The 19,062-nt window shown below is 43.0% G+C and carries 17 protein-coding genes; 6 read left to right on the top strand and 11 right to left on the bottom strand.

The features are described 5' to 3' along the window. Window positions 1-371 (top strand): ATP-binding protein (locus tag CAG57_RS13730; protein ID WP_161433685.1); only part of this gene is annotated, 371 nt, incomplete at its 5' end. A gap of 45 nt (window positions 372-416) precedes the next feature. Here the strand turns inward: CAG57_RS13730 and CAG57_RS13735 are convergent. Next, window positions 417-842 carry a YcgN family cysteine cluster protein gene (locus tag CAG57_RS13735; RefSeq protein ID WP_161430931.1) on the bottom strand — a complete coding sequence of 142 codons (426 nt, stop codon included), beginning with the start codon at window positions 840-842 and terminating at the stop codon, window positions 417-419. Between the two features lie 151 nt (window positions 843-993). Here CAG57_RS13735 and CAG57_RS13740 point away from each other — a divergent pair, with 151 nt between their 5' ends. Further along, window positions 994-1,242 (top strand): YkgJ family cysteine cluster protein, encoded by a 249-nt coding sequence (locus tag CAG57_RS13740; RefSeq protein ID WP_099611360.1) that lies wholly within the window; start codon window positions 994-996, stop codon window positions 1,240-1,242. 110 nt (window positions 1,243-1,352) lie between these two features. Here the strand turns inward: CAG57_RS13740 and recR are convergent, their stop codons facing one another. From recR to CAG57_RS13770, 6 genes are all read right to left on the bottom strand, one after another. Then, a complete protein-coding gene (gene recR / locus CAG57_RS13745; RefSeq protein ID WP_099611361.1) occupies window positions 1,353-1,964 on the bottom strand; it encodes a recombination mediator RecR in 612 nt (203 codons plus the stop codon). 15 nt (window positions 1,965-1,979) lie between these two features. Continuing rightward, window positions 1,980-2,309, bottom strand: coding sequence for a YbaB/EbfC family nucleoid-associated protein (locus CAG57_RS13750; RefSeq protein WP_099611362.1), 330 nt, complete (start codon window positions 2,307-2,309; stop codon window positions 1,980-1,982). Between the two features lie 72 nt (window positions 2,310-2,381). Further along, complete coding sequence (dnaX, locus tag CAG57_RS13755) at window positions 2,382-4,391, bottom strand: DNA polymerase III subunit gamma/tau (RefSeq protein ID WP_161427417.1); 2,010 nt, start codon at window positions 4,389-4,391, stop codon at window positions 2,382-2,384. A gap of 20 nt (window positions 4,392-4,411) precedes the next feature. Next, window positions 4,412-4,957: an adenine phosphoribosyltransferase gene (apt, locus tag CAG57_RS13760; protein WP_099611364.1), complete on the bottom strand. Its 546-nt coding sequence runs from the start codon at window positions 4,955-4,957 to the stop codon at window positions 4,412-4,414. A 130-nt stretch (window positions 4,958-5,087) separates the two neighbouring features. Continuing rightward, complete coding sequence (locus CAG57_RS13765) at window positions 5,088-5,492, bottom strand: YbaN family protein (RefSeq protein ID WP_099611365.1); 405 nt, start codon at window positions 5,490-5,492, stop codon at window positions 5,088-5,090. Between the two features lie 246 nt (window positions 5,493-5,738). Further along, window positions 5,739-6,842: a response regulator gene (locus CAG57_RS13770; RefSeq protein WP_099611366.1), complete on the bottom strand. Its 1,104-nt coding sequence runs from the start codon at window positions 6,840-6,842 to the stop codon at window positions 5,739-5,741. A gap of 339 nt (window positions 6,843-7,181) precedes the next feature. Between CAG57_RS13770 and CAG57_RS13775 the strand changes: the two genes are divergently transcribed. Next, window positions 7,182-8,057, top strand: coding sequence for a LysR family transcriptional regulator (locus CAG57_RS13775; RefSeq protein WP_161431015.1), 876 nt, complete (start codon window positions 7,182-7,184; stop codon window positions 8,055-8,057). Window positions 8,058-8,179: 122 nt separating this feature from the next. On the opposite strand, the gene fadJ is transcribed toward CAG57_RS13775, so the two are convergent. Together fadJ and fadI are read right to left on the bottom strand one after the other, a co-directional pair. Beyond that, window positions 8,180-10,300, bottom strand: coding sequence for a fatty acid oxidation complex subunit alpha FadJ (gene fadJ, locus CAG57_RS13780; protein ID WP_161426844.1), 2,121 nt, complete (start codon window positions 10,298-10,300; stop codon window positions 8,180-8,182). After that, window positions 10,300-11,607, bottom strand: coding sequence for an acetyl-CoA C-acyltransferase FadI (gene fadI / locus CAG57_RS13785; RefSeq protein ID WP_099611369.1), 1,308 nt, complete (start codon window positions 11,605-11,607; stop codon window positions 10,300-10,302). Before fadI ends, fadJ begins: the two co-directional genes overlap by 1 nt. Before the next feature lie 702 nt (window positions 11,608-12,309). Between fadI and CAG57_RS13790 the strand changes: the two genes are divergently transcribed. The 3 genes from CAG57_RS13790 (at window position 12,310) to cobO (ending at window position 16,082) form a co-directional block, all read left to right on the top strand. Continuing rightward, entirely contained in the window at window positions 12,310-13,554 is a 1,245-nt protein-coding gene (locus CAG57_RS13790) for an outer membrane protein transport protein (protein WP_161427764.1), read from the top strand. Between the two features lie 300 nt (window positions 13,555-13,854). Next, window positions 13,855-15,135 carry an outer membrane protein transport protein gene (locus CAG57_RS13795; RefSeq protein ID WP_099611371.1) on the top strand — a complete coding sequence of 427 codons (1,281 nt, stop codon included), beginning with the start codon at window positions 13,855-13,857 and terminating at the stop codon, window positions 15,133-15,135. Between the two features lie 341 nt (window positions 15,136-15,476). Then, entirely contained in the window at window positions 15,477-16,082 is a 606-nt protein-coding gene (cobO, locus tag CAG57_RS13800; protein WP_161427765.1) for a cob(I)yrinic acid a,c-diamide adenosyltransferase, read from the top strand. A 112-nt stretch (window positions 16,083-16,194) separates the two neighbouring features. Here cobO and CAG57_RS13805 read toward each other — a convergent pair whose 3' ends face one another. Both CAG57_RS13805 and udk read right to left on the bottom strand, forming a co-directional pair. Further along, window positions 16,195-18,324 carry an AsmA family protein gene (locus tag CAG57_RS13805; protein WP_161427766.1) on the bottom strand — a complete coding sequence of 710 codons (2,130 nt, stop codon included), beginning with the start codon at window positions 18,322-18,324 and terminating at the stop codon, window positions 16,195-16,197. An 87-nt stretch (window positions 18,325-18,411) separates the two neighbouring features. Further along, window positions 18,412-19,053, bottom strand: a complete 642-nt coding sequence (udk, locus tag CAG57_RS13810) for a uridine kinase (protein WP_099611374.1) — start codon at window positions 19,051-19,053, stop codon at window positions 18,412-18,414. Window positions 19,054-19,062: the final 9 nt, after the last annotated feature.

Genomic DNA, 19,062 nt, shown 5'->3' on the forward strand with positions numbered 1-19,062 from the left:
CGCGCTTTATCACCGCCGCTGATTTGATGCTGCAATTATCGACCGCTAAGCGACAAAACAAGCTGAAGCAATACCTCTCTCGCTCTGTGATGGCTCCAAGGTTATTGATCATTGATGAAATCGGTTACCTGCCGTTTGGGCGAGAAGAAGCCAACCTATTTTTTAATGTGATCGCTAAGCGCTATGAGTATGGCAGTATTATTTTGACCAGCAATTTATCGTTTGGCCAATGGCCTAGCGCATTTGCCGATGATGCGACATTAACGGCAGCGATGTTAGATCGACTGCTTCACCACTCGCATGTTTTGCAGTTAAGTGGTGATAGTTATCGATTGAAAGATAAACGACGCTCAGGAGCAATACCTGAGTAAAAGGGTGGATCAATTTTGATTGATCGTTTTTAAGCTAAAAGTGGATCAGTTTTCGGTGATCGTTGACAAATCGATCACATCAATTTCATAAACGACTTTATTGCGGACACTTTCACCAGCAGCGTGCATCGCCGCTTTAGAACCAGTAATTAACGGATGCCATTCAGGAAGCGGCCGACTGTCAGCCAGTAACCGATAGGCACAGGTTTCGGGTAACCAGTTAAATTCATCAATCTTATCTCTAGTAAGCTTGAGGCACTCTTCCCCTGATTCAAAGCGATTAGGGTAATCTTTACAAGCACACGTTTTATTATTTAACCAACTACAAGCCACATTGGTGTAATAAACGTCATCGCTATCTTCATCCATTAGCTTATGCAAGCAGCACTTACCACAACCATCACACAGTGACTCCCACTCTGCTTCTGTCATCTGTTCTAATGATTTGCTTTGCCAAAATGGAATACTCATAGCACCTTACTTTTATCAACGTATTGGGGTCAGGTGTTATACCCCTCCATCTTACAAACTTCAAGCCATATAGCGTGATTTTACTGCGTATTACCACTTGATCTGTTAGGATCGGCAACCTTACGCAAACCGTATCTGTAAAGGTAAAAAAATGGATTGTCGACTTGGTTGTGGTGCTTGCTGTATTGCGCCGAGCATCTCATCAGCAATTCCGGGTATGCCAAAAGGCAAGCCCGCTGGAGTACGTTGTATTCAGCTTAATGAGCAAAATTTGTGTCAACTATTTGGTAAACCAGAACGGCCAGCGGTCTGTCATCAATTCAAACCCTGCTCAAGTATCTGTGGAGAAACTCAGCAACAAGCATTACAAAACTTGATGTTTCTAGAGCAAAACACTTAAAAAGTCACTGATTAATATAAATCTATCTTTTGTCTTGCCATATGATGCATGGTGAGATGAACATCTCAAAGCTCCCACTCAAAAGTGAAGCTTGAGATGATTGGATGGAATTAAAGATGGGATTGAATTTTTTGTCGCCCGAGTAATGAATGAGATAATGTTGTTCCATCCACTAATTCTAATTCACCACCAACAGGGACCCCATGAGCAATACGACTAACCGATATCTGGTGTTCATGGCATAGCTCTGCAATATAGTGTGCTGTCGCCTCTCCTTCTACCGTCGGGTTCGTTGCTAGAATCACTTCGCTGATTCCCCCCTTCTGCAAACGAAAATCAAGCACATCAAGGCCAATATCACTGGGGCCAATCCCATCGAGTGGAGAAAGGTGACCCATTAAGACAAAATAACGGCCAGAATATTGTCCCGTTGCTTCTAAAGCAGCAATATCGGCTGGGCTTTCTACGACGCAAAGCTGTCCATTTTCTTGCCTTTTCGCATTACGACAAATATGACAGACCTCTTCCTCGGTAAATGTTCGGCATTCTTTGCAGTGGCCTATTTCAACCATCGCTTGGCTAAGCGCATCTGCGAGTTGTAAACCACCTTTTCTATCTCGCTGTAACAAATGAAAGGCCATACGTTGCGCTGACTTGGGGCCAACCCCAGGTAAACAACGTAAGGCCTCCATCAAATGCTCCAGCATATAACTGCTACGCATTGATAATACTCAAGGTTAAAATGGCATCTTCATACCAGGTGGAAGCTGCATACCGCCGGTAATTGCTGACATTTTTTCTTTCTGAGTTTCTTCAATTCGACGAGAAGCATCATTAAAAGCGGCAGCAATGAGATCTTCTAGCATCTCTTTATCATCTTCCATTAAGCTTTCATCAATCTCGACACGACGGACACTATGACTACCCGTTACGGTAATTTTAACCAGCCCTGCACCAGATTCTCCGGTGATCTCCATATTCGCCACTTCTTCTTGCAGCTTTTGCATGCGTTCTTGCATTTGTTGGGCTTGCTTCATCAAGTTACCCATACCGCCTTTACCAAACATAGTTATCTCTCTGGTTTTTCAATTGTGTTAAATAAGTGGGGATAAAACTGACAAATCTCAACCCCATTATCGCTAAATAGGTCGAACGCTTTGTTTATCCAAGACTGCATTAAAGCGACGCTCGATAAATTGTACGTTCGGATCTTGTGTTAAGCTTTCTAGCGCAAAAGAAAGTTTTTGTTGATACAAACGCTCCCTTAACTCTAACGGAGTTTCTCCCTCTTCGCCGATTACCACGGTTAGGTGACACTCTTCTCCCAACTGCTTGTTTATGGCTTGTAACAGCTCACTTTGCGCTTTATCCGTATTTAGATGTGCGTGGGAAGGACGTAAGGTTAATGCGATGGATGAGCCTTGTTTTATACATGTAGAGTTTAAAGCAAGCTGCTCAACGAGTTTTGCGATTTCTAATCGATAAATTAAAGCTGCCCACTCATCAGATTGGATAGACTCAGCAATCAACGTTTCAACCATTGCTGGTGTTTTTTCATGCTCTAATGCTTGTTTGATTTCGGTTGGCGTTAGATCTCGTTTCGTTGCAGAGACCAAGGTCGACTCGATTGAAGGACGCCATTGATACATGGGTTCATCAGGCTGGGTTTGCTCTGTGGATTGGAAATTTGGCGACATCGGCACCGCTGGTGTTTGGCTACGTTGAGCCACTCGTTCTAATACCGACTGTGGTGTTACAGATGCCGCACTAGGCTTTTTTGGCCCGTTTCCTTTAGACGTAAGCCCTTGACGCTGTGAGCGAAGTTGATGTCTTAATCCAACCACTGGAGAAGTGGTATCCTGCGCCGAATTCGGGGTAACTGGCGTAATTTCTTGTGCTTGCTGCTGTTCCTCTAAAGACACAGATGAAGACATTGGCATCGGCGCGACTTGTGTCTCTACCGGTATTTGAGGATCCGATGAAACCGAAGGGGTTACCTGCAATGCAGGTGAAGGCATCGCATTCGTTTCGGGTTGAGGATCAAACCGGTGGACCACCGAAACTTGTGAAGGCCGAAAAGCCATCATACGCAGCATGATCATCTCAATACCAACCCGCGCTGTCGGCGCGAGAGGAAGATCTTCTCGCCCTTTCAACGCAATTTGGTAGTACAACTGAACATCTTGTGGTGCTAACGCATTGGCTAAACTGCTAATTTTCTCTGCATCAGGCAGTGATTTATCCACACTAGATGGTAAAGCTTGGCACATAGCAATACGGTGTAATTGTGCTGCACACTGCTGTAGTAAACCATCCCAATCCACACCATAATCAGCCAGTGATTCAATACAACTCATCACCGTTTGCGGTTGTTTACTGCTAATCGCTTGTAATAAAGTCAATGCCTGATCGGTATCTAAAGTGCCGAGCATATGCACTACGGCGTCATAATGTATATGTCCGTTACCTAACGCAATTGCTTGATCTGTTAAGCTTAATGCATCACGCATACTGCCATCTGCAGCATGCGCTATCAAGGACAATGCTTTAGGCTGAGTGTCTACCTGCTCAGCTTGCAAAATGTGCTCAAGTTGCTGTTGGATTTTTTCAACTGCGATGGGTTTAAGATGAAATTGTAGGCAACGTGACAGAATCGTAACCGGTAGCTTCTGTGGATCGGTCGTTGCTAATAAGAACTTGACATACTCAGGCGGCTCTTCCAGCGTTTTTAATAACGCATTGAAACTATGCCGAGACAGCATATGAACTTCATCAATCAGATAAACCTTAAAACGACCTCGAGCGGGTTTATATTGTACGTTATCTAGTAGCTCACGAGTATCTTCTACTTTCGTCCGAGAAGCGGCATCAATTTCGAGTAAGTCAACAAACCGACCTTGATCAATCTCTTTGCATGTTGCACATTGCCCACAAGGTGTCGAGGTGATTCCCGTTTCGCAGTTCAACCCTTTAGCAAATAAGCGTCCAATGGTTGTTTTACCTACCCCTCGAGTACCACTAAATAAATAAGCATGATGAAGTCGATTTTGCATTAAGGCATTTTCTAAGGCCGTCAATACATGCGCTTGACCAACAACTTCTTTAAACTTGGTGGGCCGCCATTTTCGTGCTAAGGCTAGATAACTCATGAAACCTTCCCTTGGGCTAATTAATGACCTTCAAATTCACAAATACTAAACACATGTAACCCTAAACGTTCGAGGCGTTTATCCCCACCAATTTCTGGTAAATTAATCACAAAAGCGGCATGTTCAACTTCACCACCAAGCTGGCGAATAAGCTTCGTTGTTGCTTCGATGGTTCCACCCGTCGCCAGTAGATCATCAACCAACAACACTTTGTCGCCGGGTTTAATCGCATCGACATGAATTTCTAATGTGTCTGTACCATATTCTAATTCGTAAGACTGCGCGAGTGTCTCTCTCGGTAACTTCCCGGGCTTACGGACTGGAACAAATCCAACCCCTAACTCTAGTGCGAGTGGTGCACCAAATAAAAAACCGCGGGCTTCGGTACCAACGACCTTATCAAATCCTAAGGGTTGATATTTTTTAGCCAGTAACTGGATGGTTGCTTGATAAGCTTTAGCATCTTCCAATAAGCTGGTGACATCACGAAATAAAATGCCAGGTTTGGGATAGTCTTGGATACTCTTGATGCTTGATTTAATAAAAGAGAGAGTTTCGGTTGTCATAGCTCAATTAACTTCGATTGGCTCATCACAGCTGAGGCTATTGATGATAATTAGAATTTTATGCACATTCACTGATGTGCATACGAAAAACAAAGGCCCACTCGAAGAGCGGGCACACTTCGCCATAATGCTAGTGATTTTTGGGTTGATTAGCAACTAGCTCATACGTCGGTAAACGGACAAACCAAGCGATCAGCACCATAAGACCGATAAAGAGCAGAATTTTCAACCACAAATGAGACACCACGACAATCGACAATGTGAAGCTAGCCAAAATCAACAAACAACCACGCCGCTTCACTCGCCTTGAAACGGCACGATGCTGCTGCCAATGAACTAGAATTGGGCCAAATACGCGATGATGATTTAACCAATAATAAAACTTAGGGCTACCATGAAAAAAACAAGCGCTGGCTAATAAAATAAAAGGGGTGGTAGGAAGAAGCGGTAGCACAATACCCAAAATGCCAAGCAAAAGACTCAGCCCACCAACAAAGTTAAGTATCAAATGACGAATATTGATGATAGGCCTCATGAGTATAAATACACCGATATGCTTGTGATAAACAACGCTAAGCCAACGTCTCAACCGCTTTAACTATACCTAAACGGCTTGAAGTTGCAGGTTGGTGGCAAGTGAGCAAATCCCCATGAGCATAGGCAAACGATGTGATTAGGGTAAACGAACCTAGCCAACACCGCTTCAGCTTCAAGTAGAAAGGGATAAGGAAACTATATTACTATTCCTCAAACACTGGATCCACCCTAGGGTCTGTTGAGCCTAGCTTTGAATGCCTTGGTAAATATCCAACGTAAAGCTACTCGCGCCGATACAACTTGCTGAGATTTGGCATCCTCGATGGATTGGAAGATCCTTGGTGATGAAGTTTTTTAAGCAATTTTCTCCCAATTTAATACCAGGATTGACCGAGTGCATGATATAACCGTTTGACCACTGGCAAGGCAAGCCAGCAGGTAACAGTGAAACCGTTCCATCGGTTAAGTCTGCTAAGCCAAACAACGCATCAATCGGCGCTCCGCCTTCAGAGCATTCAATCCCTCGTTCAAAAATCGCGGCTAACTCCTTCAAATCAGCATTATGGTGGCGTAAATTACGTAAATAATCATTGAATAATGCCCGAATTAGTAATGTGCTCGCGACACCTAACTCTTTATCACTGGATGAATCAATAATGTAAAAAATCAGTTGCCCATTGATCAACCATGCATAATCAAAGACTAAAGGCATCACATCCGTTGATTGTAATAAGCGATAGCTGCATTTCCAGATGCCTTGTGACGTATCATTCTCTGGTAGCAAGGCTTGTAATAGCTCTTTTGCGGTATTGGGATTTTCTCGTAAATACTCTAGATGCCAATGAAGCTCTTGCTCTTCTGGAATATCACCACCACCATCGACTCGAAACCATTGACTGGCAAAGTCGCGTTGGTCACTCAAATGATGAGTAGTATCTTCCAAGGTACTTTTGATTGCACAGCGTAAATATTCATGGTTACCAATCGGTTTTGGTAAAAAATCTTTAATACCGTAACGCAGCGCTTTGGCTATTTCTGACATTTCGTCGGTAGCTGAAACCACAATTAGCGGTAATGACGGATACTCAAGGCTAACTTCTTCAACAAATTCGATGCCGTTCAACACTGGCATCGACAGATCGCATAAGACCAAATCAGGGTCATTACTGCGTAATTTTATCAGCCCATCAAGGCCATCTTCCGCTTCAACAACTTTATATCCCTGCGCAGAAAGGTAACCACTGGTCACTCGCCTAAAAATAGGGTCATCATCCACCAGCATAATCAACGTATCCTGTTCTGGCGGTTTTTCTGTGCGCCGATTCTCTCTAATATAGTCTTTGTACATGGTGTCGACCTTACGATGTGATTAGCGACTTAGCGTAAATTAGCGCTGGCTGCCTATAACCCATGATATTATTGTATTGATAATTATTTGTATTAATCACCCCCTAATTGCCGCACTTTGTTCTGTTTATAGAGCATCGTTAGCACGATAAAAGGAAGTTCTCGCTTACTTACAAAATAGTCACAAAAGACGATTTACACAAATATTCCTCTTTTTGTCGCGGTTACATACTATATGTATGGAATATCGCGAATCGTCCAACATGTTGATGTGACGCAACCTTTAAACGAAGATATCCGTATAAATTACCTAGATTATTAAAATAATGTGGCAGGAATAATGAAATTAGATGATCTCAATCTCTTTCGACTGGTTGTCGAACATGGTAGCTACACCGCCACATCTCGTAAAACGATGATTCCCGTAGCGACCATTACTCGACGTATTCAGGCACTAGAAGACTCTTTAAATCTTCGGTTGTTAAATCGTCATGCACGTAAATTATCATTAACAGAAGCAGGAGAACGTTTTTTCCGAAATTGCTCACCATTACTTGAACGCCTCGCCGCGATGACAGAAGAAATTACCGACGAATGCCGTGGTGCATCGGGAACGATTCGTCTTTCATCCCCTTCCAACTTAACTAAGCGCATGATGATGCCGATGTTCAATGAGTTCATGCATCAATATCCAGAGATTAATCTTGAGCTTACGACCAGTAATCATGCCGACCAATTAGACCCTACCGAATGGGACGTTATATTCCGAGTTGGGCCTCAACGCGATTCCAGCTTAATTGCTAGAAAAATTGGTGAAGTTAAAGATATTTTGGTCGCAAGCCCTCACTATCTGATAAAACGCTCAGAACCCGCCCATGCTGAAGATCTCTCTCATCATTCGTTATTAAAAGGTGAGCCTTTGCTCAAGTGGCAATTGGTTAACAGCCAAGGCGAACACGTGATTAATAATGATCCGGGACGCTTTCAGTCTAACGCACTCAATGTAATTCGTAGTGCATGCTCTGATGGGCTAGGAATCACGTTAATGCCTGATGTCATGCTAAAAGAGTTTCTTGCTGATGGCAGTTTAGTTCGTGTTTTACCGGATTGGAGTGCTAACCCTCGGGATATTTATATGCTGTACAACCACAAAGATCATTTACCTGAAAAAGTGCGCATATTCATTGACTTTGTCATTGCTTACCATATTCATTAAAACCGTCTTTGCCTACATCACTGCAGCTTTTAATAGTAAGGAGCAAGCGATGAAAAAGAGAGCGAGTATTTACACCGCTCCCTTTTTCATTTCATGGTGTAGGTTGTGCATTGAAAAGCAGGTCAGTAAAAGGTTTCGCCTTGCCCCGCTCGAGTCACTATCCCTTCACAAGGAGCAAAATGGTCACCATACTTCAGTGCGTGCTGATTCATCATTTCGACTAGCGCTTTCAATCCGAGATGATCCATGTAACGGAAAGGCCCGCCCAAAAATGGAGGGAAGCCGATACCAAAAATAGCACCAATATCCCCATCTCTTGCGGAGCAAATAATCCCTTCATCCAAACAGCGAACCGCTTCATTCAACATTGGCAGAACACAACGTAGAGCTATCTCTTGATCGCTCCACTTCGATTCTGGGGTTAGATTAAGGAGTTTATAAACCGATTTATCCACTTTTTTATTTTTATTCCCTTGATAAGCATAAAATCCTTTGCCGGTTTTTCGTCCTTTTCGATTATCGTTAAGTAGCGTTTCAAACACGTCTGGCCCTTGAAAACGAGGCCCAAGCTCATTTACCAACACAGGCATAATTTTCGATCCGACATCAATCCCAACTTCATCTAATAAAGTAATGGGCCCGACTGGGAATCCAAAGTTAAGTAGTGCGTTGTCAATATGCTCGATCGGTTCACCTGCTAACAACACTTTTGCCGCTTCATTCATATATGGTGCAAGAATACGATTGACGTAAAATCCAGCACAATCTTTAACAACAATAGGTGTTTTGCCTTGTTTCTTTGCTAAAGCAACCACCGTCGCAATAGTATCGGATGAAGTGGTAGTGTGAGGGATAACTTCAACTAAAGGCATTTTTTCGACGGGACTAAAATAATGCAATCCAACAATATTCTCAGGTCGTGCTGCTTTCGCTGCAATTTTAGCTATCGGCAAGGACGAAGTATTGGTTGCAAAAATAGTCTCAGGCTGAGCGTATCGCTCAACCTCTGCTACCATCTGTTGTTTGAGTGCTAGATCTTCAAATACAGCTTCAATCACCACATCTAGATGTTTAAATCCAGTAAAATCGGTACCGCCAGACAATTTCATCATCTGAGCCTGTTGTTGAGCTCGAGTGAGAATTTTGCGCTTACGCTGTTTATCAAACAGTTTGAAGTTATAGTTGAGGGCATTGAGTACCCCATCATTAGAGACATCTTTGATTCTTACTGGCAACTTTGCTTTAGCAACACTGACATAACTGATGCCCGCTCCCATTAGTCCACCACCCAACACACTTATGCGCTGGATATGCCGAGGCTTGGCATCACTTCCATACTCTTTTTTCATCTCTGTTGTGGCAAAGAAAATAGACCGTAATGCTTTTGATTCCGGAGTCATCACCAACTCACCAAAACGTATGGCCTCTATGGCTAATCCGGCTTTTAAACCTTGATCTAATCCGGTTTCTATGACCTCTAAAATGGCCTCGGCAGCTGGATAGTTGCCCCGTGTTTTTTGCATCGTTTTCTTACGGGCTTGATCAAAAATCAGCTTACGGCCTAACCCAGTATTGGCGATCAATTTTTCTTTGAGTGGTAACTTTACTTGGCTACGTTTTTTACCTTTATCACCGATAAAATGTCGCGCAACATCCAGCAAAACACTTTCAGGGACACAGGCATCCACCACCCCAAGCTTCTTCGCTTTTTTCGCTCTTATCTGTTTACCGGTTAACATTAAATCTAACGCGGGTAATAAACCAATTAAACGAGGCAAACGTTGAGTGCCTCCAGAGCCAGGAAGCAGCCCTAACATCACTTCAGGTAAACCTAATCGCGTTTTATCATCATCACTACACACGCGATAATCGCAAGCTAATGCTAATTCAAGCCCACCACCAAGACAGGGACCATGAATAGCTGCCACCACAGGAAAAGGAAAAGCTTGCAACTGTTGAAACATCTGTTGTCCCTGAGTGGCTAATGCTTGGGCCTCGGAAGCTGAACGACACGCATCTAACATTCGCACATCAGCGCCGGCAATAAAGTTATCAGGTTTTAATGAATGAATGATCAACCCTTTGAGCTGTTTTTTTTGCGCATCTAATTGCTTAAAAACCCCTTGCATTTCTTGTACAAAAGCCGCTTGCAAGGTATTCATTTTTTCTCCGGGCACATCAATTGACAGCCATGCAATATGCTGATCATCGATCTTTAAGTGGAATGCTTTTACCTCACTCATTATTCAACCTCCAAAATCATGGCTGCGCCTAATCCACCGGCAGCACAAGCAGTATTGAGTGCTAATCCACCACCACGACGCTGCAATTCTCTCAATGTTTGGATCATCATTCTGGCTCCTGTCGCAGCAAAAGGGTGGCCATAAGCAATTGAACCACCTAACACATTAAACTTGTCCATATCAACCTCACCGATAGCTTGGCTGCGTCCTAAATATTGTTGAGCAAATTGATCGCTCGCAAACATTTTCAAGTTCGCTAACGTTTGCGCGGCAAAAGCTTCATGCATATCAATTAATGTTAAATCGCTCAGTTCAATACCAGCGCGATCTAGCGCGATAGGAGTGGCAAAAGAAGGCCCCATTAACATATCTTTTTCAACGCCAATTGCAGAGAATGCATAAGAGCGAATATACCCCATCACCGGCAATCCCAGCGCTTTGGCTCGCCCTTCGCGCATTAAGATCAGAGCGGCTGCGCCGTCAGTTAGTGGGGTACTATTTGCCGCTGTGACCGTTCCATACTGACGATCAAACGCCGGACGTAATTTTGCATAGCCTTCAAGGCTCGAATCAAAACGAATATTATTATCTTTGTCGATCCATGCCTTATAAGGCTCAGGAAATGCCGTCATCACTTCGCCGTTAATTTTTCCTTCATGCCATGCTTTGGCTGCAAGCGTATGAGAGCGGTGAGCAAGGGCATCTTGATCTGAACGCAAAATGCCATGTGACTTTGCCATCTGTTCGGCGGTTTGTCCCATTGAAAGCCCTGTCGAATACTCAGCAACCGCAGGTGGAACCGGCCTCAGATCTTTGATTGAAAGTGATTTTAATATAGCGAACTTTTGACTTAAGTTTTTAGCTTTACTTAATGCCAATAAACTTGCAGCTAGTTTTTTTGAAACACCGATTGGTAAAACCGAGGAAGAATCAGCCCCTCCAGCAATGCCAATATCTATCGTACCGGCCATAATACTTTCAGTCACATTGACTGCAGATTGAAAGCTCGTTGCACAAGCCCGAGTCACGCTATAAGCATCGGTGCTAATATTCATGCCTGTGCCTAATACAATTTCTCGGGCAATATTAGGGGCTTCAGGCATTTGTACGACTTGCCCAAACACCACTTGCTCTATTAAACGGGGATCGATATCGGTGCGAGTAAGCAGTTCACTCACGACCATTTTGCCTAAATCTACTGCGGGAGTTTGAGAAAAGGCGGTACTTTGGCGTGCAAATGGCGTTCGTAGCCCTGCAACAATCGCGACACGTTCACCAGAACGGGTTTTCACTTCCTGCTTGCCCATTATTTCTCCTTAAAATAAGAGGTCAGACCTGACAAGCATTGTAATCAAATTGTTACACAAATCAAACAAGTGTTTAAATAAACGTGATTCCGGCAACGAAAGGAAGGCAAAAAAAAACCACACAAGACTGTGTGGTCGGAATATATAAAAGCAATTAACTTACGCCAATTGAAATAATCAGTTTCCTGATTAGGAGAAAGTAAAGTCAGCCTTCAAAAGGAAGTGTCATCTTGCTCAACGTGTCAGTCACAAGGACTAACGAGATGACAAGTGTTAATATAGCGGCTTACCCATAAGATATTTTGAATTAGATCAATTTTATCCCCGTTTTTCGCCCCTTACGAGACCAAAAATTGATCCAAAACAACTTATAGCCAAACGACTGGAAGTTACAGGTAGGCAGCAAGGGAGTGACAAATTTGTCTGGAACAAATTTGAACAGCCGTAAGCTGGTCTTACGCCATTTTACTTTTTATGATCAAATCTGCTCTTTTATTCCCTTCTTTTTATAGAGCCTTAACTCTATAAAAAGCCATTTTGTTACATTTTAATGCCAATTACGCATCATATTTTAAACTTTAAATACACATTAGCCAATGGTCGGATTTCTATCTTCTATACTAGCGTCTAGTATCAGCCACCAAATGAGTAAAAACTCAACACAACGCCCAACTAGAGGCGATATAAAAAGGAAAAGATCCAATGAACAAGACGCGTCTGTTTAAGCAGTCACTATTAGCGGTGACTATCTCTCTTACTACCCAACAAGTGATCGCAGCAGGATTCCAGCTCAACGCACAATCAGCTACCGGTCTTGGCCGTGCTTTTGCTGGCGATGCCGTTATCGCGGACAATGCCTCTGTCATGTCACGTAACCCAGCGACAATGACCCTCTTTGATAAAACAGCTTTATCATTAGGGTTTGAAACGATCACCTCAAAAATAAAAGTGAAAAACGCTACCTATACCGGGCCCATGGGAGCGAGTTCTGCTGACTATAATGATGCAGGTACTACCTCTGTCGCTCCTAATATTCATCTTATCGTACCTATCGATGAACAATTTTCATGGGGAGCTAATATTTACTCAAATTTTGGTACTCGTACTGACTTTGGTAAAGGATATACCGCAAACGAATTCGGTGGTGAAACGGAAATTCTTAGTGTCAATTTCGGTCTATCCGGCGCTTATCGTATCAATAAACAGTGGAGCATCGGTGCTGGTCTCGATCTGATCTATGGGCAAGGAACATTGAAACGAGCTTTCCGAGATGATTTCTATACTGGCCCTGTTATTAATCCAGAAACTGGGCTTTTAAACGCTTTAAATGGTAGACAGTTAGTTGATATAGATAAAGCAGATGGTTTTGGAGTCGGTTTTAATATCGGTACAGTTTTTGAGCTAAATGAAAATAACCGCTTTGGCTTATCTTACCGCTACACGCCAGAAATCACCGCGAAAGATGGCGATAAAGAGGTCAAACTACCATTACCTGATATGGCTGAATTCTCTGGATATCATCGCTTAGAAGACAGCGCCTTTGCCATCCACTATAGCGTCCAATACATAGGATGGAGTGCTTTTGATAAGTTAAAATTTAAAAATCAAAACATTAATGAAAAAGCATACGAGTGGCAAGATGGCTGGCACTATTCAATTGGTGGAACCTACTACCTAAACCGTGATTGGACACTGCGTACTGGCTATATGTATGACACCAGTGCACAAGATAAGATCACCTCAATATCGGTTCCTGACTCTGATCGTCAGTGGTTTTCAGCTGGCTTTACCTATCACCTTGATGAGAAATCTAATGTAGATTTTGGCTTTACCTATTTGATGGGAAAAGATGTAAAAGTCAACGAAAGCACTCCGGCGTCCTCTATATCAGCAACAACCAAAGCTGATGCAATCCTAATGGGCTTACAATACAGCCGTACGTTTTAGTCAAGAATCATTATCAAACTTAAATATAACGGGCTGAAGTATCAGCCCTTTTATTATTTTTATCATCTTAATTTCTCTCATTTAAGCGAACAGATGTACTGGTTTCACCCACTTACACCCTACATGTGTTCGCTGAAAAACAATCACCCCACCTCACGCAATAGAATAAAAAACTAAATAAATAAACATAAGCAAAATATAAAATCAAAAAATCCCATTTTATTGTTTTTCATTGTTAGCATCGCGTTCCGGTGGTTAAAATTCTCAACCACCTATTAGAATATTTCAGCGAACATTATCATGACAATAAATCGTACCGTGCTTACCACCGCTATCGCCTGTGGTTTGATGACACTCTCCTCCGCCTCACTTGCCGCGGGTTTTCAATTGGCTGAATATTCAGCCACCGGATTAGGGCGAGCGTATGCAGGAGAAGCTGCGATGGCGGATAATGCCGGCGCACAATGGCGCAATCCAGCGATGTTGACTTATCTTTTTGGCACACAAGTCTCTACCGGTGCGATTTATGTCAATCCTAATGTGGATGTGAATGGGACTGTTAATTTTCACAATGTTGTCTCTCACGCTAATGCGTCTGACTATGCCAATGACGCGGTTATTCCTAATTTTTATCTCTCTCATCAAATGAATGAACGGGTATTTCTAGGCTTAGCACTAGGAACTAACTATGGCATGGAAACCGATTTATCAGGCTTTGCAGCCAGTCATTTTGGTGACGAAGCCATGATCAAAACGATGGAAGCCAACCTAAACTTAGGCTATCAATTAACCGAAACGGTCAGTATTGGCGGAGGTGTTCGATATGTGATGGGGGAAGGCCATTTTGGTGCTAGGGTGCCAGAGAAAAACTTCATTGGGCCTGGAGTATCCCTTCCCCAAGGTTCAACCCTAAAATATATGGAAGGTGATGACACCAGTTGGGGCTGGCAAGTTGGCACCACATGGCAAATTAATCCACAGCACCGAGTGGCCTTGAGCTATAAATCGGAAGTGGTGATGGATTTTGAAGGCCATGCGGAAGGCATAACTTATGGTAACTATAAGCCTGGGCAGCTTTCCATCACACTACCCGCAACAGCAGAACTGGCTAGTTTTCATCAGCTTTCCGAACAGTGGGCGATTCACAGTAGCATTAACTGGACAGATTGGAGCAGCTTTGATCAACTTACCGCTGAGTTTAATGATGGTTCAAGTGATTTAATCAAGTCGGAAAACTGGAAAGATAACTACCGCTTTGCGTTAGGCACCAGCTACATTTGGGATCAAGATTTAACCTTACGCGCAGGCATTGCCTACGACTTATCAGCGGTAAGTACAAAATATCGTACCGCGACTATTCCAGAAACCTCTCGAACTTGGTTAAGTGTGGGTGCGGGTTATCAAGCGACCAAACAACTTACGTTAGATGCCGGTTTTACTTATATTTTTGCCAAAAAAGCCTCCCTCGACGAGCCAAGGGAAGTGTCGGACGAAACGGCGGCATCTATTGCGGGTACCTACTCCGGAAAAGTAAGTGGTAATGTCTGGTTATTAGGCGTACAAGCCAGCTATCGCTTCTAAAGTCCTAGGGGTTGTTTGACCCTAGCCACAGCAGCATAAAAAAAGACTGAGGAGAATTCCTCAGTCTTTGGGTGCAAGCAAAGGTGTATCAACGATCCACTACTTTAACATTAGCCTGCTATCGGCTATGCCGCCAACTTTTTCTCTCATTAATTTGATCCTAGACCCCACCTTGAGGTCATATCTAGGGTCTGCTGACGCAACGTATCCCGATGTTCTTTTTCACAGTGTGCTACCTGATAATATAAAACCCTTATCATATAAAACCATAATTTTAGACCGTGTTTCATTGGATAAAGTTAAGCTACTATAAATCCTTACCAACCTAAAAAGGAAAAACCATGTCCGACGGCGATATCAAACAACAGCGGCACCAAGCTCGTCAGCAAAAACTCAAACAGCAGGTCGATGCTCGCATAACACAAGCCCAAGAAGAAAAAGGGCTATTACTGGTGATCACTGGCAATGGTAAAGGAAAGTCCACCTCTGGTTTTGGTACCATTGCTCGAGCCGTCGGCCATGGCAAAAAATGTGCGGTAGCACAATTTATTAAAGGAACTTGGGAAAACGGCGAACGTAACCTACTCGAAAAACTTGGAGTCGAATTTCACGTCATGGCGACAGGCTTTACTTGGGAAACACAAAATAAACAAGCCGATACCGAAGCGGCCCAGCAAGTATGGCAAGAGTGTCGACGCATGCTTAAAGATCCCGCATTAGACGTGGTGTTATTTGATGAGCTGACTTATATGCTCAGCTACGGTTATATTGAGCTAGAGGATGTGCTGCATGCACTGATAGGACGACCAACAACACAGTCAGTGATCATTACTGGCCGCGGCGCGCATCGATCTTTAGTGGAAATTGCGGATACAGTATCAGAAGTAAAAAACATCAAACATGCCTTTGATGCAGGAATCAAAGCACGACAAGGAATAGACTGGTAAGGTGCCTTGATCCTGCTAGCCGCTCACGCGACAGTGATCCTATCAGTAAGCGATATCATGGCCGTGCACAAAGTCACGGCCTTAGCGTTAACCGTGTAACAAGAAAATAAAATTAATGTTTCAGTAACCCTTTAAGTAAACTATCTACAGCTTGTTTGGTTTTTTCATCTTTAATTTTGCCACCTAATTTTTCTATGCCTCGATCGATCTCTTTTTGAGCTTTTTGTTTCAAGACGTCATCAAATACCAAGCGAAACTTAGGCTCAAGCCACTGACCTGAAATATGAACAGGTATCGTTACATCACGCAGCTCATCAATGTCTTTACCACCTTGCCCTTTTAATGTGCCAACAATTGATGTCCGGACAAGAAAATCAACCGTTTCTTGTAAGTAATTCGCCTTTCCTTCTCCATGAATACGCAGTAGTGGAGATTGCATGGTTAGATTGGAGGTAGAAACTTCACCTTTGTTCAGTTTCAGCGTCGCACTCATCGCGCTGAAATCGGTTTTCTTGACCGTATCTGATTCATCGATTTTTTGCCCTTTGAGTTTAGCGTAATGGGTACGAATCAACTGCGCGACATTAATGCCATTAACAGCCCCATCGGTAAATCGAATTGCCACCGTTCCCAGCAAATTTTTCTGGATACCCGTTGGAGTCAAGCTTTTGCCTTGCAGAACCACATCAATATTACCGGTACCTTCTAACAGTCCATTCTTCAGCACGTCGGCCAGTAAGGGTTGAACTTTCACCCCTGTAACCGTATTTTTCACGCGATAGGTTGCGGGTATCTGACGCGTATCGACCTGAGCACTGGCTTGAACTTTACCCTGATAAAGTTCAGCCGTTAGCGAACTGAGATCAATCACTCCTCGATTGATAGAGAAACGAGTCTGTACATTCTGCAGTTTGGCATTGGCGGCTTTTAATTGGTCTATCGTGATCTGCCCAATCATATCCATTCCTTTCAAAGCCGATAAATCAGGCTCAACCTCTTGCGCTGATGCTGATGGCGTTGTGTGCAAATTCTGAGTAGATTGAGCATTTCCAACCGATTCAGTGTGTAATTGACCTAGCCCCAAAAATTCATCAAGGTCGATATGTTGACTGTGTAATGTAAAGCGAACTTGTGGAATATCACTCAATAGTACACTTGCCTTTCCCGACAACTCTAGCGCGTTAGCGGCCAGTTTTTCTACAATCAGATTGAGTGAATTTTTCTCGATATCAAAAGAGAAAGAGGCATTCATTGCCACTTGCATTGGCGATTGAGGTAATGCTTCCCCTTGTAAATGGGCAAGCAAATCTAATTCATCAATAGAGATGGTTGAAATCGCAGTATCAACCACTAAAGCTGTTTTTCCTGCCACATCCAATTGCAAGTCCGCCGCTTTTCCTTGCACAGAGAAAGCGAGCGAATTGGCCTTATCAAACTCAAACGTAGCCATTTCCAGTTTTATGGCCTCTATCTGAGTGGCAGCATCATTAAAATGTGCATTCAACGCAATATTACGCAAAGCATAGTGTTGATAATTTTCTGATAACTTGATTTCTGCTTGGCCAGCCACACCAAATTGTTGTTGGTTGTTGCTACCTTGTGCAGAAAAATCAATTGTAGCCCATCGATTAGCAGCAAATTCGGAAACCATTAATTGCACATCGTATAACTTTATATATGTCGCTGTTTGCTGATCATTAACCTCCAAGCGAGCATCTTTAACTGAAACACCCGCTAAATTGATTGTCCAAGCATTTTCAGTCCTGGTAATTTCTGATTCTGAGCTTCTAGTTCCGCTTTCGGTATGATCGGCTTTCGTCGCAGTTTGCTGCGTATTCTCTGTGCTGGTTCGCTTGGCGACACGATCGATATTTGAGCGGCCATCTTTTAATGTTTCCAGATACATTTCAGCGCCTTCAAGCTGAACATTACCAATCTGTAACTGTTTATCAAACAATGGCATCACCGCTAGCTCGATACCGACACGATCGACTTTAAATAAATTTGCTTGTGTGAACCCGATAGGATTTTTAAGTTCAGTTTTACCAAGCTCTAACCCAATCGATGGAAAAAATGTCCAGTGAATATCACCATCAATAACCAATTCAAGTCCGGTATGTTTTTTTGTTTGCTCCACAATCAGTGGCTTAAATTGATTAGGATTAACAAAAATAACTAACGCTGCAATAGCACCGACGACAATCACCAGCAGCATAGCAATAAACAGGGACAGTTTTTTCATCTGCTTTTCCTTGCTTGACGAGATAAAGAAAGTGGCACTTAAAGTGCCACTAATACGGAAAAATATAAAGTCAACTATCGGTTAAATTTATGATTTTAGCAATCTAGCGATATGTGCTTTCAGCACATCTATCGCGATGCGGTTTTTTCCACCACGAGGAACGATGATGTCCGCATACTGTTTTGACGGTTCAATAAATTGCAGAAACATCGGACGAACGGTTTTTTGGTACTGTTTTAATACCGATTCCATCGTACGGCCCCGTTCTTCTACATCACGTTTTACGCGGCGTAATAAACAAATATCTAAAGGGGTGTCCATAAAAATTGAGGCGTGCATTAAGTCGCGTAAACGAGGATCTGTCAGCAGTAAAATACCTTCAAGAATAATTACTTTCTTCGGTGTTAATAACGTGGTGTTGGCCGTTCGAGTATGTTCACTGTAGCTGTACTCTGGAACTTCTACCGCTTCACCTCGGACTAAGGTTTGCAGGTGTTCACATAAAAGATCGTGATCTAAAGCATTAGGATGGTCGTAATTCGTTTTGACACGTTCCTCCATACTCAGATGGCTTTGGTCTTTGTAATAGCAATCTTCCGTGATTACACCGATTTGATGGTCGCCTACTTTGGCGCGAAGTTCATTATAAATGGTACTCGCGATAAGGCTTTTCCCAGAAGCAGAAGCGCCAGCAATACCGATGATGACGCATTGATTATTATCAGACATGGTTGAGTG

The organism is Vibrio sp. V30_P3S12P165, from assembly GCF_009904905.1.
Lineage (GTDB): Bacteria > Pseudomonadota > Gammaproteobacteria > Enterobacterales > Vibrionaceae > Vibrio > Vibrio fujianensis.